Here is a 22,579-nt window from a genome sequence, read left to right as displayed (position 1 = left end):
AGGACGCTTGCCCCCGATCACGTTCGAGGCCGCGCGGATTACGCGGATTCCGGGGCGGGTTCCAAGACGACGAAGATCTTGGAGGAGGGCTCGAGCGTCTCCCATTGCCCGGTGAATCCGCGCGGGAACAGGAATGCCTCACCGGCGCGGAACACTCGCCGCTCGCCCGTATCGTCGATCACAGCGACACTGCCGGTGAGCATTACGCAGATCTCGTCGACCGGGTAGTCGACCACCCGCAGCACACCCGGTTGTCCCTCCCAGGCACTGCCGATCATGCGGCCGGTGGCGTCGGAGCAGCCGCGCCATTCGACTTCCGCCCAGTCTGCGGAGGCGGTCCAGCCGTCGGGCCACTCGGGCACCACTCGGGTGCCGATGCCCAAACCGATGGCGCGCACGTCCTTGACACCGATGGTCATGAGTTTCCCTTTTGCGCTTCCAGGACCGCGCCGAGCCGGCGCAGTGCGTTGTGTGTGATCTGTTCGGTGCAGAAATCGCGTTCGATGAGGCCGTTGACCCATTCGCACGATCCGGCGTTGACAACCGTGCCCGCGCCGCGGGTGAACACGCCGACCATGCCCGCGCCGTAGTGGCGATCACGCTGGTATTCGGGTACGTCGTCGCCATAGAGGAACGGGAGCAGCATGTCCGCCTCGAACGCCGGTGCGCCGAGCGGGACCTCACCGTTCCATCGGTCTTCCGCGCCGACGACGGCCGGAGCCAGCGCCAGGATCTCCAGGGTGTCCGGAGCCCCGTCTTCGAAGGTCGGGTAGGGCAGCCCCTTCCGGAAGGTGTAATCGACACCGTCGAGTTCGAAAGCCGCGGTGCAGACCGGAGCGCCACCGATCACGTCGCCGTAGTACAGATCGGTGCCCTCGAAAAGCCAATGCTCGGGCCGATATACGGTGAATCCGCCGCTGGAACGTGGTACCGCGTTGCCATACCGGCTGTACACACCACCGAAACCGGTCAAACCCATGGTCTGTGCGCCCGGGCGACCGACGATCGGAGCATCCCACGCGGTAGTGACCCGGCTCGGATCGGTGGCATGGAGCGGGTCGAAGGCGGGGATCTTGTAGCAGGTTTGGGTAGCGCCGGTGTCGTCGAGGCGGACCTGCCAGAGGAAGTTGCCGGCGAAGCGGGCGACATTGCCCCCGTTGTCGACGAAATCGTCTACGGTGTCCCGCATTTCGGCTGTCCAGTACTCGTCGTGCCCGACGATCACCAGGCATCGGTAGTCACTGAGCGATTCCGGACGGAAGTGCAGGTCGTCCTGGGTCAGGTAGTCGAAGTCGTAGCCATGGCTCTCGGCCCACACCACGAATGGCCGCTCGTAGGTTGCCCAGAACGCGTCGGCGTGATGGCGGGAGTAGCCGCTGGCGAACGCCCACTCGTACGCCTCGTGATGTGGCTGCCAGAACGGTGGCGGTGTGTACTCGTGTCGGCTGCGCGGTGCGCCAACGGGTTTGCGCAGCATCCCCCGGGCGATAGGGCGTTGCGTGGACACCACCGGCGCGGGGATGTCGACCTCCGGATCATCACCGACCCCGCGGTAGTGATTCGCGCCGCCCCAGTCGTTGTATGCGGTCATCGTGGCGGTGGTGAGCATCAGCGCGTATCGGGTACGTCCGGCGACGGCGGACCGCAGGACGAAGAAGTGTTCGCGCTCATAGACCCGGCCTTCGACCTCGATCCGCGCGATCACCAGGTACATGCCCGAGCGCCACTCCTCGGCGATGGGGATGCGCACCGCAACGGGCCAGCCGCAGCCGACGGCGTAGCTGTCGGCCGGGGTCGGGTGGGACTCGCCGGGCAGGTCGTCGAGCCGGTACACGATCTCCGGATGCGCTCCGTCGCGCACCACTTCCAGGCTGTAGCGTTCGGCGGTGGTGTGCACGTGCACCGCGACCGAGTCTCCCGCGGTGTAGGAGAATTGGTCTGTGTAGCAACAGATTTCGGGTGTCGAAGGATCGCCCCCGGGGATCTCGCACTGCCATCCCGGCACGGACCAGGCGTGTCGCGGAAGCCGCTGCTGTTCGGTCATCGAACCACCTCTGCTGTGGGTAGGGTTTCGGTATTGCCGGATAGGCGCCGGTATCGATCGGGTGCCGCGGTGCGCAGCCACAATGCTCGTCCGACTCCGATTGCGAATCCCACCGCCAAGGGCGACAGCATGATCGCGTTACCCACCGGTCCGAGGCCGGTCAGCATCGGCATGTTCTTCATGAGCAGCGCCATCACGACAACGAGCAGAATCGTCGCCAGTCCTGGTGCGATCAGCCTCTGCCACAGCGTTTCCCCGCCCGGGGCGTGCCGCAGGTAGCGGATCACGGCGATGCAGACGGCGATCTCGAGCGCCATCACACCGACCAGCGTCGGGGTATTGGTCCACAGCACGATCTGGGTGTAGGGGTCAAGGGATGTCAGGCCGAAGCCGATCAGAGTGCAGACCACCACCAGGGTGTGCACGAGCCCGGCCGACTGCGGGGTCTTGGTTCGTGCTCCGGTGCGGCTGAACCACGCCGGCAGCACCCCGTCACGGCCGAGCGCGAACAGATACCGGGCCCCGGCATTCTGCAGCGCGAGCGCGCCGGCGAAGAAGCTGGTGATGATGAGCACCTGCATGACCGAAGTCATTGTCGCGCCGACATATTCGGTATTGAGGTCGAACACCAGCTGAGCCGGGTCTCCGGCCAGGAGTGCGGCCAGGCGGCTCGGGCCCGCGGCCATGAGAATCGCCCAGGAGATGAAGGTGTAGACCACCGCCAGCACGACGATCGCGATATAGGTGGCGCGCGGGACGGTGCGCTGGGCGTCTCGCGCCTCTTCGCTGTAGATGGCGGTCTGCTCGAATCCGATGTACACAACGAAGGTGATCGCGAACAGCGCGCCGATCGATGCCGTCATCAGGTGCGCGGGATTGAAGCTGTCCGCCGAAAGCCCTTCGTGTCCACCGCGGATCAATACGGCGATGGCGAGCACGAACAGGACGCCCACCTCGGTCAGCAGCAAGACCGCCAGCACCTTCGCGCCGATATCGACCTTGAGGTACGACAGCAGCGCGACAACCGATCCGAGAACGACCGCCGTCATCTGCCACGGCACGGAGACTCCGATGAGCAGGGCGATTCCCTCGGATGCGAAAACACCTGTGGCGGCGAGGAATCCGATCTGGCCGAGGGCGTAGGAGAGATAGGCGACCATGGCCGACCCGGCGCCGATGGTGGGTCCGATGCCGCGGCTGATGTAGGCATAGAAGGCGCCGCTGTTGCGGACATGCTTGCTCATGGCAGTGAAGCCGACGGCGAACACGACGTACACGATCCCCGCGATCAGATATCCGGCAGGCGCCACCTGACCGGCGATCAGGAACCCTAGCGCCGCGAAACCGGCCATGACGGTCAGCGGTGCGGCGGCGGACAGTACGAAGAACACCAGATCGGTAGTGCCGACGACGTCGGATCTGAGCTCGGTGGATGCGGGCTGCGTCCCGGCGGTCACACCGGTTTCGGAGTGTTTCAACGGATCCCTTCCGAGCGCGCCGACGAATTCCGGACGAGGCCCGCCTGATTGCAGGCCAGCACCGAGAGCAGTTCGTAGGCCGCGTGTGCTGCGGCGATCCCAGTGACCTCGGCGTGGTCATAGGCCGGTGAGACCTCGACGATGTCCGCGCCCACCACGTCGAGCCCGACCAGTCCGCGCAGGGTCGCGAGCAGTTCTCGGCTGGACAGGCCGCCGGCTTCCGGCGTGCCGGTGCCGGGGGCGAAGGCGGGGTCGAGCACGTCGATGTCGAGCGATACGTACACCGGACCGGTGCCGAGGCGCTTGCGTATTCGCTCCACAACCTGCACAACGCCGTCGTATTGATAGTCGTCGGCGGGCACCACCTGGAAGCCCAGGCACTCGTCGGACCGCAGATCATCGGAGCTGTAGAGCGGGCCGCGGACTCCGACGTGCAGGCAGCGATGCGGGTCGAGCAGACCTTCCTCCGCGGCACGTCGGAACGGAGTGCCATGGGTGAAGCGCGCGCCGAAATAGGTATCCCAGGTATCGAGGTGCGCGTCGAAATGTACGACGGCCACCGGGCCGTGCTGAGCGGCGACCGCGCGCAGCAGTGGCAGGGCGATGGTGTGATCACCACCGATGGTCAGCAGGCGTGTTCCTTTCGACAGCCAGCTTCGGGCCTCGCTCTCGATGGTGGCGACGGCTTCGTCGATGTCGAACGGATTGACCGCGATGTCTCCGGCATCGGCGACCTGGTGGACCGCGAACGGATGCACGTCCAACGTCGGGTTGTACGGTCGCAGGAGCTTGCTGGCCGCACGGACGTGTCCGGGGCCGAAGCGCGCTCCCGGTCGGTAGCTGACCCCGGCGTCGAAGGGAACTCCGACGATCGCGACATCGGTCGTAGCGACCTCGTCGACACGCGGCAGTCTGGCGAAAGTGGCCGGACCGCAGTACCGGGGAACTCGGCTCGCATCGATCGGGCCGAGGGATTGCTGGGATGACATGGCAAGATGCTAGGTGGGCCCCGGAGCCACCAACCATCGACGCAATGTGGAAACCTCAACGAACCTGATGGACACTGTGTCCATGCCTTTCACTGTCGCAGACCTGCTCGAACAGGCACAATTGCGGCTCGAGCTGATCGCCGGGCAAGACGCAGCCCACCGCACGATCGACGCCGCACATGTAACTGAGCTATTGCGGCCGGGTAGCTGGCTGCAGGGCGGCGAGCTGCTCATGACTGCCGGGTTGCAGTTGTCCACGGACGAAACACAATGGCGCGACTTTGTGCGTGATGTGGTCGACGGCGGGGCGAGCGCGCTGGCGCTGGGGCTGGGGCATGGCTTGCCGTATCAGCAAGCGCCGACCGCCCTCGTTGAAGCCGCTGAGGCCGAGGGGATTCCACTGCTGCTGGTGCCGGACGAGACTCCGTTCATTGCCATCACCAAGGCGGTTTTCGCGGCTCATGCCGCCGAAGAACGACAGGTGCTCGAACGCACGCTCGCCGTGCAGCGAAGGTTGACGGTCGCGGCGGCATCTGGGGGTGGTCTGGATGGACTGATCGGAGTGTGGTTCCAGCTGACGAGCCTGCCCGCGATAATCACCGACCCGCTCGGCCGGGCGATCGCCACCGTCGGCGACGAGACCGACCGTTTGATGGAAGCCGCACGCGGGCTCATCGATGAAATAGCACCGCACGGTCTGCGTGGCAGCTCGGTAGCCGACATCGCCGGACGGGCGCTCAGCGTGCAACCGGTCGGCGCCGGTCGGGTGCGCGGTTACGCCCTGCTGGTCGAAGCGGACGCCCGCGAAATCCGGCTCATGAAATCGGCCTTGACCTCATTGGTCACTCTCGAACTCGAGCAACGGTATCTGGCAGGCGACGCCGAACGGCGCGCCCGGGCGATGGCTCTCGATCAGGTCCTCGCCCCGAGCGCGGGCGCGAGCGCGATCCGAGACATGTTCGACCAGCTGGGCATTCGCACCAGTTCGGTCGTGGGACTGGCCATCGAACCCCCTGCGGGACGCACCGAAGAACTCGCCGCCGATCTGGCCTACGCGTTACCCGGCGGTCTGGTGCGCACCCTGGGTAGCGGCGTCGAAGCGATTGTCATCGACGGTACGGATCTGCCGTTGCTGCTCCGTCGCTTCGCCGCCGAACAACCCGCCGGTATCGGCGATACTGTCGCGCCCGAACTGGCGGCATTGTCTGTGCAGCAGGCGCGTTCGCTCCTGCCCGTGAGCGCTCGGCTCGGGCGGCCGGCCACGTCGCGAGAAGGCAGCACCAGCAGTCTGCTGCTATCGATCGCTTCCCCCGACGTGCTCACCGCGTTCGCCGAGAACACGCTCGCGCCGATCGATATCGCCGATCAGACCGGTGAACTGGTCACCACCCTCCGGGCTTGGCTCGATACGAACGGCACCTGGGACGCCACGGCCGAGCGGCTCGGCGTTCACCGTCACACCGTCCGCAACCGAATCTCCAAGATCGAGAAGCTGTTGCGACGGTCATTGGAGCCCGCCGCCACCCGGCACGAGCTGTGGCTCGCCCTCCAGGCTCGAGATACCCTCGCCGCGCCGGTCAGCGGTGCGCGCTCATGACGTGCTTGATGCGGGTGTACTCCTCCACGCTGTACATCGACAGGTCCTTGCCGTAGCCGGAGTGCTTGAATCCGCCGTGCGGCATCTCCGCGGTCAGCACCATGTGGCAGTTCACCCATACCGCACCGAAATTCAGCCCGCGCGCCATGCGTTCGACGGTGCCGTGGTCACGTGTCCAGACGCTGGACGCCAGCGCATAACGCACATCATTGGCATAGGTGATGGCCTGGGCCTCGTCGACGAACGGCTGGACCGTCAGCACGGGACCGAAGACCTCCTCCTGAACGATCGGATCGCTCTGGCACACTCCCGTGATGACGGTTGGCTCGACGAAGAACCCGCTGTCTCCCAACCGTTCACCTCCGGTCACGACCGTCGCATGAGAAGGCAGCGCGGCCAAGGTCCCCAGCACGGAATCGAAGTGGCGACGGTTGTTGAGCGGGCCGCAGAAGCTGTCCGGATCCTCGGGTTGCCCCGGCCGTAGGCTCCGGGCATTCTTCGCCAGCGCTTGCACCAGATCCTCATGGATGGATTCGTGCACCAGCACGCGTGTGACAGCGGTGCAGTCCTGACCTGCGTTGAAAAACGCCGCCTGCGTGATATCAGCCGCCGTGGACTCGATATCGACATCGGCGAACACCACGGCCGGAGCCTTGCCGCCGAGTTCCAGATGAGCGCGTTTGAGCCCGCGCGCGGCCGACTCCGCGACCGCCATCCCGGCTCGCACCGATCCGGTGATCGACGCCAAGCCCGGTTCCGGGTGCGCCACCAGCGCGGCGCCGCTCGTCGCGTCGCCGAGGATCACGTTGAAAACCCCGTCCGGCAACAGCCCCCGGGTCAGCCTCGCCAGCACCAGAGTGCTGTCCGGGGTCGTATCACTCGGCTTGAGGACAACCGTGTTCCCGGCGGCGAGTGCTGGACCGATCTTCCACATCGCCATGAGAAACGGGTAATTCCACGGCGTGATCTGAGCGACCACGCCGATCGGTTCGCGGCGGGTATACGAGGTGAACCCCTCGACGTATTCGCCTGCGGACCGGCCCTCCAACAGACGGGCCGCGCCGGCAAAGAACCTCAGCTGGTCGGCTCCCGCCGCAACCTCCTCCGCGGCGATCACAGCCTTCGGTTGCCCGGTGTTGCGGCATTGCGCCTCAACCAGCTCGAAGCTGTGCGCCTCGATGGCATCGGCCAGCTTCAGTAGAGCCGTCTGACGCTCCCGGGGCGTCGTTGCGCCCCAGCTCCGGAATGCCCGTGCGGCTGCGGTCACCGCCGAATCGACCTCTGCCGCGGTCGAAACCGGTACATGACCGGTGACGGTCTCGTCGACCGGATTCACCAGCTCGAGCACGTCCTCCGATTCCGAAGCCACAAACTTGCCGTCAATGAAATTCTCGAGCACACGACTCGCCATGTTTCAACTGTCCATCCATGTGGGGAGCGATCAGGTCGAGTGTGCGGAGCGATAGCCGCGCAGCGCTACGACGCCGTGTACAACTGCCATGCGGTCTATTCGACGCTATGTCAGGCGATCGAGATCCTGCGAGGGGCGAATGCCCGCAGGCGCGTGACAGGCCCTCGATCCGGGTGGGATGGGGGTCGCTATTGCGTTCGGGGCCTGTAGGGGCGTGGTTTTCCCGTCATTCGCTGGCCGACCACAGCTGAGGCACGAATCGCCCTCTTAAAGGTGGGCTGAGCGCGAGACTGGCTCAGATCAGGAGGGTCGGGCCCAGCAGGGTTGCGGGCACCACAATATTTGGATAAGATAATATTGATATCATATAATATCAACTCGGTAAGATGCTTCGGGTAGCGTCTCGAGATCATTGCGGCTCCGGCCGGACGCCAGGCGCCACGATCTGGACTCCAGTCATGCGTTCCCGACTGGGCCGATGCTGATGACGCAGATTACTGAGCTTCATCCACTATCAATGGAGAATTTCATGCCGAATCCCGATCGTGTTGCCGTTGTCACCGGCAGTGGGCGCAGCATCGGCCGGGCGATCGCGCTGCGTCTGGCCGCGGACGGGGCGAAGGTCGTCGTCAACTACAAGAGCAATACCGAGGCTGCCGAGGAGGTCGCCGCTACGATCGAAGCAGCCGGTGGGCAGGCCACCGTCGTGCAGGCGGATGTGGCCGATCCGGCCCAGCTGACGTCGCTGTTCGATGCTGCGGAACACCGGTATGGCGGACTGGATGTGTTCGTGCACAATGCCTATGGGTTCGCTGCCGGTCCGATCGCTGCGGCGTCCGACGAGGACTACGCGCGGTCGTTCGGCGCCAACTCCCGGGCCACGTTCGTCGCGCTCCGAGAGGCCGCCAAGCGGGTACGCGACGGCGGCCGGATCGTGTACATTTCGTCGTCGGCCACCCGGGCGAGCGACCCGTCCACACCGCTGTACTCCGCGAGCAAGGCGGCGGGTGAACAGCTGGTTCGAGCCTTCGCCCGCGAGGTGGGGCCACGGGGAATCACCGTGAACAGCGTATTGCCGGGGCCAACGAATACCGATGCGATGCAGCCCATGAAGGAGATGCTGACGGAGCGGGTCGCCCGGACACCGCTGGGCCGCTTCGGTGAGCCCGAGGATATCGCCGATGTCGTAGGTTTCCTGACCTCTCATGATGCTCGATGGGTTACCGGTCAGAGCATCGCTGCCGACGGAGGCCTCACAGCGTGACAGGCAGGCCATGTACGGAGCGCCAGTACGAGAGCTCCTGTGCGCCAACGGGATCCGTGCCACCTCGGGACCCGCCCGCATTCCGTCGCGTTGGGGTCGAAACGTGATGGTTCTCGCCTTCCCCAAGGACGCGCGGTGCGCCTACGAAGTCCTGCGACGCAACGCGGTCCGAGGTGAATGTTCGCCCATCCGACCGAATTGTTCACGGTCGCCGAACGTCGACCGCTTTGTCAGAAAGGACCGGGCCAGATGGCCGACAGCAGTGCAGTATCGAACAACGAAAACGAATCAGCCGGAGTCGACTTCGACCAGGTGTACCGCGGCGAGACAGCCGCCCAGGGCTTGAGCTTCGAGCGGGTGCCCTGGGACATCGGCAGGCCGCAGCCACTGCTCGTGGAGTTCGAGAAGGCGGGCAGTATCACCGGCGAGGTTCTCGACGCCGGTTGCGGACCGGGCGACACCGCCATCTACCTGGCCGGTCTCGGGTATCGGGTAACCGGGCTCGACATCGCAGCCACAGCGATCGACCAGGCAAGCCGCCGGGCGGCCGAGCAAGGGATGTCGATGGTGTTCGAGGTCGCCGACGCAACCGTCCTCGATGGATACGACGACCAGTTCGACACAGTCGTCAGCAGCCAGCTCATTCACTGTCTTGATCCCGAGCAGCGCAGCGCGCATGTGGCCGCGCTGACCCGGGTGCTCAAACCCGGCGGCCGGTTGATCCAATTCAGCGCCAACTTCGCCGACGGCGTCGAAACCTTCGGGCTCTATTCCATCTCGGAGGACGAATTGCGTACCACGTTCACGGCGCCGGACTGGTCGATCGTCGGTTTGCGAGCCGGCCATATGGAGGGCACCAGGCCACCCGAGCAGTTGTTGAATCAGTTCGCACAGTACAACTTCCACCCTGAATTCACCGATGACGGACTGATGCTGATGCCCGTCTGGGCACTGGAAGCACGGCGACTCTGACGAACTCGCCCGTGCGGGTGGCTCGTGCAGCACCGATACGGCGCGGCATCGGCTGAGCTCGATCGGACGTTGACGCTGCGCGGCGCGTACGTCCTGGTGGTCGAGCTCAACCGAGCCGTCGCAATCGCCCAAGCCGGCGACCCCGCTGCGGCGTTGCGCGCCGTCGACCACCTCGACCTTGACGGCTACCTCTACTTTTACCCGACCCTCGGCGAGTTGTTTACGGCATCTCGGCCGTGATGCCGAGGCTCGAGCAGCGTTTCGCCGGGGCGTTCGAGCCGGCTACCTCGACCCCGAGCGGCGGTTCCCGACCCGGCGGCTCGAACAGACCTTCGATGAGACCGACACTGCGACTCACGCCTTGCTCGACACCGACCACACCGGAACCTCGGCAATTACGTCTTTGACTTTATATGAATCTCATATCTTATGAGATAGGCTGGTTCGCATCAGCCGGATTGATCCGGGACCAACTCGAGAAGGAGCTGCTATGTATCTCGTCACCGGCGCAACAGGGGTGATCGGTCGCCCGCTCATGGACACACTCCTTGCGAGCGGAGCGCAGGTCAGGGCGGTGACCCGACAGCCAACCGTGAGCCTGCCCCAAGGGGCCCACGCCGTGACACCCGACGATCTCGACTCCGCCCTGCAGGGCGTCGACTCCCTGTTTATTCATCCACGAGCGACCAAGGACGACATCGCGAGCCTGCTCGCTCACGCCGCCGAACACCGCGTCGGACGGGTGGTGGTGATGTCGGCGATCAACGCCGACGACGAAGTGTCGCTGCAGCCTTCATGGTTCAACGGCGACCGCAATACCGAGGTCGAACGCGCGGTTGTGAACAGCGGATTGCCGTGGGTGAGCGTACGGCCGAGTTCGTTTGCGATGAATACGCTTTCGATGTGGTCCGGTCAAGTGGCCAACGGCGACACGGTGTTCGGTCCATTCGCCGAATTCGCTGAGCCACTGATCCACGAGTGGGACGTCGCCGACGTGATCGCACGTGCCATGGTCGATGATTCACTGCTCGGCCGAAAGATCCCGATCACCGGGCCTGAGGCGCTGCGTATGGACCAACTTGTCGCCATCATCGGAGAAACGATCGACCGGCCATTGGGTTTTCAAGAGGTCCCCTCCGAGATGGCCGCCGAGGGCATGATCGCGCACGGACTCGACAAGCAGTTCGTGGACGCCCTGATGGCTCGATACGCCCGCGAGATCAAACGGCCGATCGCGGTGACCACCAATGTCGAAGACATCCTCGACCGTCCCGCTCTCCCGTTTGCCACCTGGGTAGCCGACCACAAGGATGACTGGTCATAGACCGCAGTATGCAGCTCCCGACGCATGGTGGAGGGTTGCACGGCGAAGCACGACCGCGCACTGTCACGCGTTCTACGTGGCTTCTCGGTGGATGAGAACGACTTCATCGAGCCAGTTTTCGCAGTCAAGGCGTGTGGTCAGCGCGTGTGTCCCCCTCCGGCACAGACACTATGCAGACGGGTGGTTGTGGAGCAGTTCGGCCACGACCACCCGTTTTTCGTGGTCGTAGGTGAGCTTCAGGCCGAGTTGTCGGTAGGCCTCGAGGTCGCCACGTGGGTCCGCGAAGCCTGCCCGCCTTCTCCGGGTCCATACAAATCACGGACCCTCTCGGCGAAAGAAGGGCTGCCGCGTCAGGGAAGCGTGTCGCCGGGCGCTACGTCGATCGCGGTTCGGTACACCATCGGTCGCGCGGTGACGTCGAGTTCGGGGTCGTTGTTCATCCGCTGGATCGATTGCTGCCACTCCGGATCGGTTCGCGCCGCATCCAGTGCCGTGCCGCTCGCCCATTCCGCGACATTGATGAACGTCAGCTCGGCGTTGCCACTCACCGCCTGGAGCATTCGGGCGCGAATGAATCCCGGTGCCGACGCCATACACCGAGCGTTGTCCTTCCAACGGCTCAGGAAGCGATCCTTCTGCGACATGGGCACGGAGAACGCGTTGATGAGTGTCACGGGCTGTTCGGTGCCGGAGGCCGTGTGGCCGGTAGGAAGCGTCATATTGTCATGCTATATGACAATCCTGTTAGTTTGCTACTGCGATGGCGCGCGGAATCAGCCAGCCATTGGATGGTCAAGTCAGTTCCCGCCACCCCTGGTCGGCCATCTGGTGCAGCGCTGCAGCCTCCCGGTATATCCCGGCCTCGTCGACGGCGCCACTGAAGGCGTGGCCGGATTCCAGCGACGGCGGCGCGCGGCCCGCGTTACCGAGGCCGCGGACGAAACCCCGCAACGGTAATCAAGCCGTAGCGACCGTCATTCCATGTCCGCCGCTACCCGATCCACTGACGACTGGCGACGATCAAGCGCAGCGGCACTCAGACAGCAGAAGGCAATCACGGCTGCGACGGTGCGTACAGCGTGCGAGACCTGCCAGCGATCACGCACTGTCGCCCAATCCGGCGGCGGCATCGAGACGATCCAGTCGCGCTGATCGGCGTTGATCGGCAGGTTGACGACAATCGTCAGGATCAGAACTCCGACGAACAGGACCAACGCGATAGACGGTAGCCAGCGCGCGGCGCCCTTCTTCCGGAAGGTCGCCACGACGAGAATCGCGGTCGCAAGCAGAGCGGGAAGCAGCGTCACCGTGGCGAGTACATCCAAGCCGATCAGCTCGATTTGCCGGACCTGCGCGTATACCGAACCGACCTGATCGCGCATCGAAAGTTCTAAAACGAGAACCGTAGTGAGGAACCCGGCGAAAACACCACTGAACAGCAGGCCGATCAGTCGGGCAATCCGGGCCAGCGGTGGTTCACGCTGCTGCTTCTCAGCGGCTAGCATGATCTCTCCATTCTTTGCATTTCGTAATATACGACATACATATTAGATATGAGATCTGCTACGTACCATATGATTTCCGTAACATTTAACGAAATCGTTCCTGGCGGCACCGCGTGCGGCCTGGCTCACCATCGCTTATGTCGTGCGCGAATCCTGTTCGTCCACAGCACCGCAAGCGAGCAGGCCGTTCGATGCGAGCCATCGCATCGCGCGCAAGGGGTGGGTTATTGTCATCTTATATGACAATATGACTAGCTTGCTACTGTTGATGCGTGCCGAATCAGAGGTTGGACGATCGAGGGGTGTTCCTGCTGTCCCAGATCGGCCATCACGTCTCGCGCAGGTTCACGACGCGGCTTGCCCCGCTCGGACTCGACCCAGCACACTTCGGGATCCTCAACCATCTCGCCGCCGCCGACGGGCGCAGCCAGCAGGAACTCGCCGACCTTCTGCATGTTCACCGCAACGCCATGGTCGGGCTCGTCGATGAATTGGAAGAACGGGGATTGGTCCAGCGCCGACCACACCCGGCCGACCGCCGCGCGCACGCGATCCATCTGTCCGATCGCGCACGCACGCTGCTCGCAGCCGCCGAGGTCGAGGCCAATGCGATCGAGGACGAAATTCTGGCCCCGCTCGACGAGGCCGACCGGACCCAGCTCAAGCGACTGCTGCGCCTCGTCTCCACACACGCCGGGTTGCCTCCCGGTGTACATCCCGGTCTGCAGCGCAGACAACACACGGCCCGCACCACATCAGCCGAACACGCCGGTCCAACAGGTAACGACCGGCCGACACCGTGACACTCGAGGAAGTAACGACTGATGCCAACCGCGGAACTCCCGACAGCAGGTCCTCACGCAGACGGTCCTGATCGCGAAGTCTGGTGCGACCCGCAGCCTGGTTACGCTGCTGCTGGCTGACGAAGGTCGCCAGCCGCATTCGCCTCGACCTACTCGGCTCGATCCGGGCCGGGCGGGAGAGTTAGCGGGCGAGTGGTGCCGGAGCCGGTCGTACCGAGTGGATCAATGCAGTTGGCGTCGTCGGCGCATGTTGACGCGCGGACACTGAATCGACTGAAGGCCGTTGCCGATCGCCGCCTGAGTCCGGACAAAGCAGCCACGAAGCACTTGGCATCCCGATTAGGAATCGTTTGCCGGGACGATCGGCACGTCGCCACCGGGTCCAGGTGACAGCGGAACCAGTGCTGCGGCAGGCGGGCTGGCCGGAATGCCAGGCCCCGGCGCTGGCACGATCGGGGGCGGAACAGGTGCAGGATCCAACCGTGGGGCCTGATCACCCTGATGGGCGGCCGGGACAGGAGCGTCGCATCTGTTAGCCGAGTCCGAGGTCTCACATGTCGCGTTCGGGGGCGCGGGAACAATCGGGGCTGCGTGTCCGGACGCCGCCGCGGTTACCATCGATGCCGAAACGCACCAGGCCAGGATCCAGCCCTGCCAGCATCGCGGAGTGCGCGTCACAACCACGTCGGGTCCCCGTAAACGGCTGTCGAATTATCGGCAGTAGCTGTGGATATCGTTACGATCGCGAAGGAACGCAGACTGACCTGACCGAGGCATCCGTCGATCTTGATTTCTACCTGATCGATAGATATCGAGCCGTGCGCTCCAGCAAGCATCTTCGTGCCGAGCGGAATCGAGGTGATGGTGCCGGGCTTGATGTTCACTGCCAAACTCGGCATGAGCTGTGCGCCGGCACCGACCGCGACTCCTGGCGCGGGCGCGACCGTCACCATCACATTCGGCCCTGCCATGGCGGCCAGTCCGGCAGTGAGGCCGTTGGTGACGTCGGCCTGACAGCCCAACTGATACCCCAACTGTACTGTCCCGGAGTTCACCGCTGTTCGCCCGGTTCCGGTGATATCAGCGGCCGCCGTTAGGCTGACGAAGCCCTCGTGCGTAAACGGCGAATCAGCCAGATTCGGCTGCCTGTCAACACTTTCCGCAACTTTCGTGATCTGCAGTTCCCAGCCGTCCACGGTGCCGACAGCGCGAGATTTGTCCGCGATCGGATCCGCCGAAGCAGTGGCGCAAGTGCCGAATATCGTGGCGACCGATACAGACAGCAACGCTGCAATCGAGCCCTTCATCAATGTCCTTCCGTAACTTCTGTAGGCGACTCAACGCCGACCTACGTGGAACCAATGTCTTCCGTCAGGTGCATGGCTATCCCAGATCAGTGCCACCATCGCTGGTTGCGATAGCGGCGTTCCCACAGCAACTGGTTGATCAGGGCGACCGGACCGGGCATCGCGGCCAGGAAACGACGCCGCTGTTCCGGCGTTGTGTCATCGAGAACCCAGGGGATATAGACCGCGGCACCCGATGGACCCTGTTTTCGGGCCATTGCGCCTCGGAACGCATCCCAGTCCTTCGGAGTCAAGACTTCCTGGATGAGTGGCAATGCACTGCTTTCCTCGTGTGCCATGTGCTGGCTCAGAATCTCCGTCAGCTTGTGGATGCTCTCCGGCAGATCGGCGGACTGTCGGCGCATCCCCTTCTCGACGGCGGCCAGGGCTGGGTCCAGCGCCGCGTGCTCGGCTTGCATCTCCGCCATCAGTGCCCGGTCGTGCGGGCGACCGGGCAGCGCGTCGAGTACGCGCGGCCATAGCGCGGCGTCCTCGACGCTGTGATGAACATGCAGTTGACGGTTGAAATTCGCCCATCCGGCGCGGACACCAGGCGAGTCGGCGAGACCGGACTCCGCGGCCGCGGCCAGTCGGCTCAGGTCGCGGCGGAAGGCATCGTGCGTCGCGTACATGACGGCGAAATCAATAGGCATAACAGACCTTTCGAGTACGACAGGACAGATGCGTCTCTCTTCGGCTCCGACGGGACGAACGCCCATGGGTCAGGTCGCCGTTCGAATTCGGGTTACCGCCGACATGGCGACGCCGGATCCAGCAGCATGGACGCACCTGAGCGGCCGATTGTCCGGCCACTGGGATGGCAACGATTCATCGTGACCTCCTCCGCCCGGTGAATCGCTCACACGAGTCACCGCAGGGAACCGTAAGACACGAGAATCATATCAATTATTTTGAAACAGATACTATATGGCATACGTATCATATCGAGTGATGCTTGCCACTTCGCGAGCAGACCAACAGGTGCCCCCGCTGCAAATTCCGGCCCTACTCTGCCGTTGCGGCATCGATCGCCGGGTTTAGTCGGCACGTGGTGCGGGTCCGAACCGAGGACATGACGACACAACGACGGCACTACAAGGGCGAATCGGACGCCACCATCCAAGAACCGTTCGCCTCTACACATTCCAGACATAGGAGCCGCATGTACGGATGTCGCGCCTCCAATATGGGCATGGCGGGGTCAGGCCTTACCGGTTTGTCGACGGCCCGAGACCGCGAGTACATTCAGACATACGAATGCGACGGTGGCGGCGATGGTGCGGATCGCATGCGCGACCTGCCAGTGATCTCGTTGAACAGCCCAGTCCGCTGGCGGCGCCCCGACGGTCCACCGACCTTCCGCGGCGGTGATCTGAACGTTGATCGCCGAGGAGATAACGAACACGGTCAACAACAGCATCAACGCGGACAGCGCCCACCACTTGGCCGCCCCCGGCCGCCGGATCGTGACGACCACCGACAGCGCCGCGCACAGCATCGCGGGAATCAACGTTGCACCGGAAAGCCACGGGATCCCAATGAGATTGATCTGCGCTACCTGCGTGTACACCGAGCCGTCGAAGCGCCGCAGCTCCAATTCGAGGACCAGCAGGGTGAGCAGAGAGCCCGCATAGAGACCGGTGAACACTGGCCCGGCGAACCGAGCAACCTTGGCGGCAGGACCCATGACGCTGATACTCCTTACTGGGCAACCGATGCGGGAGAGTCGGTCAAATAATGTGAATTCAATATTATATGTATCCGGTAGCATGCCCCGTGGCAAATGGAACTCGGTCGGGCCTCGGCGTCGACGACACGTTCACGGCGAACCAGCGTCATCACCTCTGCCGCCATTGCCGCATCACGACGGAGCTCGGCCCATGACTGTTTCGCTCACCCACTAGGCTCAAACCGTTGTGCCCCAATGAGATCGGGATACTCACCCACGTCGAACCAGTGAATCCCCCGAAACACCGCATGCACGGCGAGTCACGCTGACCGGGATGTTCCGCGCGGCGGCTCGGTTGTGCGGGAGGGGTCAGCGAACTCCCGGATGACCCGGGCGAGTCTCGCTGGTTGGTCGAGTGGGATGAGCGTGTAACTATCTGCTATCTCGATCAACTGTGCCCGCGGGAGGAATTCGACGAGGCGCCTGCCATGTTCGGGTGGCATTACACGGTCGTCGGCCGCCCAAACCACGAGGGCGGGGCGATCGAAGCTCGGCAGACACTCGGCCGAGGCGAGCAAGAAGCCCGTATCTGCCGCCGCCGCTCGCAGCATTCGCACTGCGTCGCGACGGATCTCCGGCTGGGTCAAGGTCGGCTCCATCCAACCGGCGACCGTTGCGTCTCCGCGTTTGGTCAGCCACCCGAACGCGAGCGGGCTGTGCCGCAGCACCCGGAACCGCATTTGCTGCATGAACAGCCCGAACAACGCTGGCGAGAGCTTGCCGGTGAGCATGAGCAGCTTGCCGGTCAGCCCGGGAGGGAAGTTGTCGAACGCCTCGCACGAGACGAGTACGACCCGACCCACGCGTTGTCGCGCGAGTGCCGTGCCATCGGCCATGAGTAGTTGGACAAGCGCGCCGCCGGTGTCATTGCCGACGAGGGTCACGTCATACAGGTCGAGGCGGTCGAGGAATTCCGCGACCAGCTGGGCTATCGCGGGCAAAGACAGATCGGCGTCGGCGTGCATCCCGTGCCGATGCGCGCCGAGCGGCAATGTCGGCGCCACGCATCGGTGGTCGACGGACAGTTCGGCAATTGGTCCGTCCCACAGCGAAGCGTCCATCATCAATCCGTGCAGCAGCACAATCGTGGGACCGTCACCGCCGGTGTCTTGGTAGTCGATAGTCCCCGCGGACAGCTCGATCTGCTTCATACCGTCCGCTTCCGCGAGGTACGGGGGACGCCGGAGTGATCCGCTGCCGGATGATCGAACAGGTGCCGGCGCAGGAACGATAGCTGCGCTTCGACGGCCTGCTCGTGCTCATCCAAGAACGGGGCGTAGTGGGGACCGGATATTTCCACGACCTCCCCGCGTGGAGCGCGGCTCGCCGCCTTCACGGATGGCTTGACGAGCGACGTCTGATCGTGGTCACAGACCATGACAAGTAGCGGCGACTGCACCTGGGACGCGGCGCGGCCGGGCTGATAGAGAGTGAAGCGAAGCGCGGTACGGGCAGCGATCATCTGCTGCCAGTCGGGGTACATGTGCGAACGCAGTGCGAGTCCGGTGTCGATTCCGTCCGGCGTCGTGAGCATCGCGACGGTCCCGGGCTCTCCGACGAGCGGCACCAATCGCGGCGGACGCCCCACGAGACTACCGAGAGCATCGAGCACACCCAGGCCGGTGAAACGCAGCATCGCCAGTGGCTTCTGGTGGCGCATGGCGTTGCGGCTCAGGGCCGGACCGTCGGGGTTCGGTGTCTGTGCGATCGCCGCGCCGAGCTGCGGGTTGCGCGCCGCGACCCGGAAGATGTGACCGCCGGTGGCGGAGAACCCCCAGATTGCGAGTTTGGTCGGATCGACTCCCGGCAGAGTCCGGGCGAAGTCGATCGCGGCCTGCCAATCGTCGAGCTGGTTTCTGGCCGAAAAGGCGAGGCGCGGCTGCCCATCGCTCTCACCGACGCGGCGGTAGTCGAAGGCGAGGACCGCAAACCCCGCATCGTTGAATCGCTTCGCGAACTGGTCGGTGGCCGGCTCCTTGGGTACCCCGAACCCGCCTGCCATGATCACGCAAGCGCCGTTGGTTCCCCGATAATGCCAAGCGGCACATGCAGTGTCGCCGCTGACGAATCGAACCTTCTCCCGTTCGACGGACTCGGATGTGTCTTGTTCGGTCATTTGGGGCTGTCCTTTTCTGTGGGGATGTGGGTGAAGGAATCGGGTCGTGGTTTCCGGCTTCCGAATGCCGGTTGCGTCTCATTGCCACGTTCCATCCCTGGTTTCGTCGGAGCTCAGCCGACGCACCGAGACCAGACATAGTCCGAGGTCGCGGACTTTGGTCAGAACACCGTGCAACGCGGGTTGATCAGCAATCAGGCCAAAGATGGCCGTCTGAGTGTCCTCGCCGTTGACCTGCAGTCCGCCGAACCAGTCGGCCCACCGGTCGTCGAGGACGCCATCGACGCGGATCTCGTAATGCGCCGGCCATCTCGAGCCCGTCACACCCGCTCACGGTCCTGGCGGAGAACCAGCGCCCGGCCGCATCGGCGCTGCCGTTCGAGGAGCCCGAGGGCGGCGGCCAGGGCAAGGGGCAAGGCGTTACGCGCAGGGAACGCTTCCCCGGCGCCTGCGGGACAGGTCGTGTACTGGTCGAGCCTGAGCGCATCCATTGCAGATTCCTCCTGCTGATGGGCATTTCCGTCACCGATACGCTACGAACGCCCCCGGGGCCGGCGCGTCACCCAAAGGTGGATTTGCAGGTGGAATCTTCGAAGACGCGTCCGACCCGAAAGTGGTGCCAGGGCAGGCGCAGCATTCTCTGGTTGCCGCACATGCCGGGCGGTCCCACAGCGGGAGCGCCTGGTTGGCTCGCCATTACAATCGGCCCAGCCAGCAACCGAGCTAATCAGCTGGACGTGCTGAGCGGCAGGTTGCCGATGGCTGAGCCGTCCGCGGCTTACCCGTTACGAGGTGTCATGTCCGAGCAGGATGCGCTGCTAGCCACCAAATTGCGTGTGCCTGGGCTACGGCCGGGCTTCGTGCCCCGCCCGCGGCTCGTCGGTGGGCTCGACGGAGATCTGGAGCAGGGGCTGGTTCTGGTCTGCGCCCCAGCAGGGTTCGGCAAGACCGGCTTGCTGGCCGAATGGGCTCGAAGTGGCCGACGGCCGGTTGCCTGGCTGTCGCTTGATGCCGCAGACAATGACCCGACGCGGTTTTGGCGGCACGTGGTTGCGGCGCTCGATCGGGCGCGCCCGGGAATCGGCGAGCAGGTCGGCCCGCTGCTGGGCCCACCTGCCCCAACCTCGTTCGCTGGACTGGTGACCGCGCTGATCAATGAGCTGGACGCCCGGTCCGGTGAGTATGAGGTGCTGCTGGTCCTCGACGACTACCACCTGATTGATGCACAGCCGGTTCACGCCACGCTGACGTTTCTGCTGGAGCACCTGCCGACAGGTCTGCGGCCGGTGCTGGCCAGCCGGTCCGACCCGCCGCTGCCGCTAGCACGGTTGCGGGCGCGGGGTCAGCTGGCTGAGCTGCGCGCCGACGAACTCCGCTTCGCACCGGACGAAGCGGCGGCGCTGCTGCGTGGAGCGACTGGCGGCGGCTTGCCCGACGCGGCAGTAACGATGCTTACCGCCCGCACCGAGGGATGGGCAGCCGGCCTGCAGTTGGCCGGCCTCTCGCTGCGAAGCCAGGCGAATCCCGCACAGTTCGCAGCGGCGTTCAGCGGCAGCCACCGCTATATCCTGGACTACCTGGCCGGGGAGGTACTCGAGCAACTGAGCGAGCAGGTGCGCGGGTTCCTGCTGGAGACCTCAGTGCTCGAGCGCCTCAGCGGGGAGCTCTGCGATGCCGTCACCGGCCGGGCGGACGGCCAGGAGATGCTGGAAGGGATCGAGCTGGCCGGCCTGTTCCTCGTGCCGCTGGATGAGGTACGTGGCTGGTGGCGCTATCACCATCTGTTTGCCGAGCTACTCCGCGCCCAATTGCAGCACGAACAGCCCGGACAGGCCTCGGCACTGCACCGAAAGGCGGCAGCCTGGTGCGAAGCGCATGAGCTCGCCGACGAGGCCGTACACCACGCATTACGTGCGGACGACACAGCCTGGGCTGCGCGGATGATCGAACGATACTTTGACGGGATCTTCCGTCAGGGCGAGCAGGCAACGGTGCATCGTTGGCTATCCGAACTGCCTGCCGAGCTCATCCGGTCACGGCCCCGCCTGTGCCTGGCTCAGGCGTGGATGGCGCTCGTGGGTAGCAACATGGAAGCGGCTGGGCCGCGGCTCGACGCTGCTCAGCGGACGTCTGCAGACGCTGGTGAAGAGCCGTTCGAGCCGTCGGTCGGCAGGGCCGCGAGCTGGCTGGCGAACGTCCCCGCAGCGATCGCACTCGCTCGTGCCTGGCTCGCCTATTCGCATGGCGATGCCGAGGGAACGGCCGTGCTCGCCACACGGGCACTTGCCGAACTCGGCGAGGACGAATGGATGCTGGAGTCCGTAACCTGGTGGCAACTGGGCTTGGCCGAATGGCTGCGCGGCAGGCTCGAAGAAGCCGAGCAGGCTTTCACCTCGAGCATCGCCCAGTGGCAGGGGGCGGACGAGCGTTCCCTGGCTGTTCGAGGTTACTACCACCTCGGCCAGGTGCAGCGCGCTCGAGGTCGCCTGGACGCAGCACTCGGCGCGTACCAGCAGGCACTCGAGATCACCGCACCACGCGGTGTGCCGACTCTATCGACTGCTGGCATGGGATACGTGGGCATGGCGGAGGTGGCCTACCAGCGAGGCGAGCTTGATGCCGCCCTCCGCGACGTAACAGAGGGCATCGCACACTGCCGGCAGCTAACCTACACTCAGCCGCTGGCCGCGGGGCTGGCGACGCTGGCGTGGATTCGGCAGGCCAAGGGTGATCCGGCCGGGGCCATGGAAGCGATCGGCGAGGCCGAGCAGCTCACATCGGATACAGCCATGGCCGACCTGATCAACTCTGTTCCAGCGCAATGGGCGCGGTTGCACCTCGCACACGGCGACATCGTCACGGCGGCCCAGTGGACGAAGGAACGCGACCTGAGCGCGGAGGACGAGCCGGACTATTCCCGGGAGCCCGAGTATCTCGTGCTGGCCCGGTTGCTGCTCGCACAAGACTTGCCCGGCCCGGCACTTGCACTCTTGGAGAAAATGCTCGCGGCGGCGGCCACCCGAGGCCGTGTGGGGAGCATCATCGAGATCCAGGCGCTACAGGCGCTGGCCCTCGCCGCTTGCGGTGCGGAGAACAACGCTGTCGACGCGCTGGCCAATGCGCTCACACTCGCCTGCCCGCAAGGCTATGTTCGGGTTTTCGCCGACGAGGGTGCCCCCATGGGCGTCCTACTCCGCCGACTGATCGCAGCCCAGCAGGCGGAACACGCCGCCCGCGGCGTGCCCCTCGGATACCTGGCCCGGGTGTTGCAAGCGCTCACCCAACACGGCGTCCAAGGTTCCGGGTCGAGTACCGCGGCAATGGTGCCGGGCCTGGTCGAGCAACTGACCGCCCGCGAGCGCGAAGTACTGGGCCTGCTGGTCGCAGGCAGATCGAACCGGCGGATCGCCGACGAATTGGTAGTCAGTGTCGACACCGTCAAGAAACACCTAACCCACATCTTCGGCAAGCTCGGCGCCGTCAACCGCACCGAGGCTGTCGCCCGGGCACGGCAACTGGGTTTGATTCGCTAGAGCAGCGCCCCATCTACACCGAGGCAGCTCAATGGAAGTGCGGGCCTGCGACTTTCGCTTCCAACCCAACGTCTGGTTCGCATCCTGCAAGACGTCCTCGGCATCGCCGATGTCGCCCAACATCCGGAATGTGATATCGACCAGGTTGGCCCGATCGACTTGCCATGCCTGGTCGGACACATCGTCATGGCGGTGCCTCCATGGCTCACGGGATCCCTGAAACCGGGGGGTTGCCAACGGAAACTTTCTCGATCGCCGCCTCGTCTTGTTGGGCAGTGCAGGCGATTGATTCCAAGGGATCAGTGATCGTATGGTGGGCTGTCCGATCCGGTCGTTGTGCCAGATCGCGGTGGTCAGCCGCCTCTCGAATCGCCTGTGGCACAAGACGCATCGGCTCCAACGTGGCGAGGCCTTACCCGCCCCATCGGCCGTCGACATCGCCACGTGAGACCTGCGCACAGATCGCTG

At 64.6% G+C, this 22,579-nt stretch carries 21 protein-coding genes; 7 read left to right on the top strand and 14 right to left on the bottom strand.

Features of this window, described 5'->3' with window-relative positions:
* Positions 1-38: 38 nt before the first annotated feature.
* Genes ABZW16_RS09515 through speB form a run of 4 tightly spaced genes read right to left on the bottom strand, consistent with a single transcriptional unit; the run spans position 39 to position 4,511 of the window.
* Positions 39-419, bottom strand: a complete 381-nt coding sequence (locus ABZW16_RS09515; protein ID WP_354954005.1) for a cupin domain-containing protein — start codon at positions 417-419, stop codon at positions 39-41.
* Positions 416-2,044 (bottom strand): N,N-dimethylformamidase beta subunit family domain-containing protein, encoded by a 1,629-nt coding sequence (locus ABZW16_RS09510; RefSeq protein ID WP_354954003.1) that lies wholly within the window; start codon positions 2,042-2,044, stop codon positions 416-418. Before ABZW16_RS09510 ends, ABZW16_RS09515 begins: the two co-directional genes overlap by 4 nt.
* Positions 2,041-3,522 carry an APC family permease gene (locus tag ABZW16_RS09505; RefSeq protein WP_354954001.1) on the bottom strand — a complete coding sequence of 494 codons (1,482 nt, stop codon included), beginning with the start codon at positions 3,520-3,522 and terminating at the stop codon, positions 2,041-2,043. The genes ABZW16_RS09510 and ABZW16_RS09505 overlap by 4 nt, the downstream gene beginning before the upstream one ends.
* On the bottom strand, positions 3,519-4,511 hold the full coding sequence (gene speB, locus ABZW16_RS09500) for an agmatinase (RefSeq protein WP_354953999.1): 993 nt from the start codon (positions 4,509-4,511) through the stop codon (positions 3,519-3,521). Before speB ends, ABZW16_RS09505 begins: the two co-directional genes overlap by 4 nt.
* An 82-nt stretch (positions 4,512-4,593) precedes the next feature.
* Between speB and ABZW16_RS09495 the strand changes: the two genes are divergently transcribed.
* Complete coding sequence (locus ABZW16_RS09495; RefSeq protein WP_354953997.1) at positions 4,594-6,108, top strand: PucR family transcriptional regulator; 1,515 nt, start codon at positions 4,594-4,596, stop codon at positions 6,106-6,108.
* Here the strand turns inward: ABZW16_RS09495 and ABZW16_RS09490 are convergent.
* Positions 6,089-7,519 carry a gamma-aminobutyraldehyde dehydrogenase gene (locus tag ABZW16_RS09490; RefSeq protein WP_354953995.1) on the bottom strand — a complete coding sequence of 477 codons (1,431 nt, stop codon included), beginning with the start codon at positions 7,517-7,519 and terminating at the stop codon, positions 6,089-6,091. The genes ABZW16_RS09495 and ABZW16_RS09490 overlap by 20 nt on opposite strands.
* Positions 7,520-8,048: 529 nt before the next feature.
* Here ABZW16_RS09490 and ABZW16_RS09485 point away from each other — a divergent pair.
* From ABZW16_RS09485 to ABZW16_RS09470, 4 genes are all read left to right on the top strand, one after another.
* Positions 8,049-8,783: an SDR family oxidoreductase gene (locus tag ABZW16_RS09485; RefSeq protein ID WP_354953993.1), complete on the top strand. Its 735-nt coding sequence runs from the start codon at positions 8,049-8,051 to the stop codon at positions 8,781-8,783.
* Positions 8,784-9,032: 249 nt separating this feature from the next.
* Positions 9,033-9,755 (top strand): class I SAM-dependent methyltransferase, encoded by a 723-nt coding sequence (locus ABZW16_RS09480; RefSeq protein ID WP_354953991.1) that lies wholly within the window; start codon positions 9,033-9,035, stop codon positions 9,753-9,755.
* A 24-nt stretch (positions 9,756-9,779) separates the two neighbouring features.
* The gene (locus tag ABZW16_RS09475) at positions 9,780-9,995 is read left to right on the top strand and encodes a hypothetical protein (protein ID WP_354953989.1); all 216 of its coding nucleotides are present in this window, start codon (positions 9,780-9,782) and stop codon (positions 9,993-9,995) included.
* A 250-nt stretch (positions 9,996-10,245) separates the two neighbouring features.
* Positions 10,246-11,079 carry an NAD(P)H-binding protein gene (locus tag ABZW16_RS09470; protein WP_354953987.1) on the top strand — a complete coding sequence of 278 codons (834 nt, stop codon included), beginning with the start codon at positions 10,246-10,248 and terminating at the stop codon, positions 11,077-11,079.
* Between the two features lie 350 nt (positions 11,080-11,429).
* Here ABZW16_RS09470 and ABZW16_RS09465 read toward each other — a convergent pair whose 3' ends face one another.
* From ABZW16_RS09465 to ABZW16_RS09455, 3 genes are all read right to left on the bottom strand, one after another.
* Positions 11,430-11,798, bottom strand: coding sequence for an antibiotic biosynthesis monooxygenase family protein (locus ABZW16_RS09465; protein ID WP_354953986.1), 369 nt, complete (start codon positions 11,796-11,798; stop codon positions 11,430-11,432).
* A gap of 73 nt (positions 11,799-11,871) precedes the next feature.
* The gene (locus ABZW16_RS09460; RefSeq protein ID WP_354953984.1) at positions 11,872-12,030 is read right to left on the bottom strand and encodes a hypothetical protein; all 159 of its coding nucleotides are present in this window, start codon (positions 12,028-12,030) and stop codon (positions 11,872-11,874) included.
* 23 nt (positions 12,031-12,053) lie between these two features.
* Entirely contained in the window at positions 12,054-12,461 is a 408-nt protein-coding gene (locus ABZW16_RS09455; protein WP_354953982.1) for a DUF1772 domain-containing protein, read from the bottom strand.
* Positions 12,462-12,856: 395 nt separating this feature from the next.
* On the opposite strand from ABZW16_RS09455, the gene ABZW16_RS09450 reads away from it, so the two are divergent.
* On the top strand, positions 12,857-13,387 hold the full coding sequence (locus tag ABZW16_RS09450; protein WP_354953980.1) for a MarR family transcriptional regulator: 531 nt from the start codon (positions 12,857-12,859) through the stop codon (positions 13,385-13,387).
* A 674-nt stretch (positions 13,388-14,061) separates the two neighbouring features.
* Here the strand turns inward: ABZW16_RS09450 and ABZW16_RS09445 are convergent.
* The 6 genes from ABZW16_RS09445 to ABZW16_RS09420 form a co-directional block, all read right to left on the bottom strand.
* Complete coding sequence (locus tag ABZW16_RS09445; RefSeq protein WP_354953978.1) at positions 14,062-14,694, bottom strand: MspA family porin; 633 nt, start codon at positions 14,692-14,694, stop codon at positions 14,062-14,064.
* An 86-nt stretch (positions 14,695-14,780) separates the two neighbouring features.
* Entirely contained in the window at positions 14,781-15,386 is a 606-nt protein-coding gene (locus ABZW16_RS09440) for a hemerythrin domain-containing protein (RefSeq protein WP_354953976.1), read from the bottom strand.
* A gap of 548 nt (positions 15,387-15,934) precedes the next feature.
* Positions 15,935-16,420, bottom strand: coding sequence for a DUF1772 domain-containing protein (locus ABZW16_RS09435; RefSeq protein WP_354953974.1), 486 nt, complete (start codon positions 16,418-16,420; stop codon positions 15,935-15,937).
* Between the two features lie 302 nt (positions 16,421-16,722).
* A complete protein-coding gene (locus ABZW16_RS09430) occupies positions 16,723-17,613 on the bottom strand; it encodes an alpha/beta hydrolase (RefSeq protein ID WP_354953972.1) in 891 nt (296 codons plus the stop codon).
* Positions 17,610-18,578, bottom strand: coding sequence for an alpha/beta fold hydrolase (locus tag ABZW16_RS09425; protein WP_354953970.1), 969 nt, complete (start codon positions 18,576-18,578; stop codon positions 17,610-17,612). Before ABZW16_RS09425 ends, ABZW16_RS09430 begins: the two co-directional genes overlap by 4 nt.
* Positions 18,579-18,656: 78 nt before the next feature.
* A complete protein-coding gene (locus ABZW16_RS09420) occupies positions 18,657-18,902 on the bottom strand; it encodes a hypothetical protein (protein WP_354953968.1) in 246 nt (81 codons plus the stop codon).
* A 413-nt stretch (positions 18,903-19,315) separates the two neighbouring features.
* Between ABZW16_RS09420 and ABZW16_RS09415 the strand changes: the two genes are divergently transcribed.
* A complete protein-coding gene (locus ABZW16_RS09415) occupies positions 19,316-22,111 on the top strand; it encodes a LuxR C-terminal-related transcriptional regulator (protein WP_354953967.1) in 2,796 nt (931 codons plus the stop codon).
* Positions 22,112-22,579 lie beyond the last annotated feature (468 nt).

The sequence above is a fragment of the Nocardia sp. NPDC004604 genome (genome assembly GCF_040609795.1).
Lineage (GTDB): Bacteria > Actinomycetota > Actinomycetes > Mycobacteriales > Mycobacteriaceae > Nocardia.
Note: the sequence above shows the minus strand (reverse complement) of the source record. Positions and strands in the feature narration are given on the sequence as shown.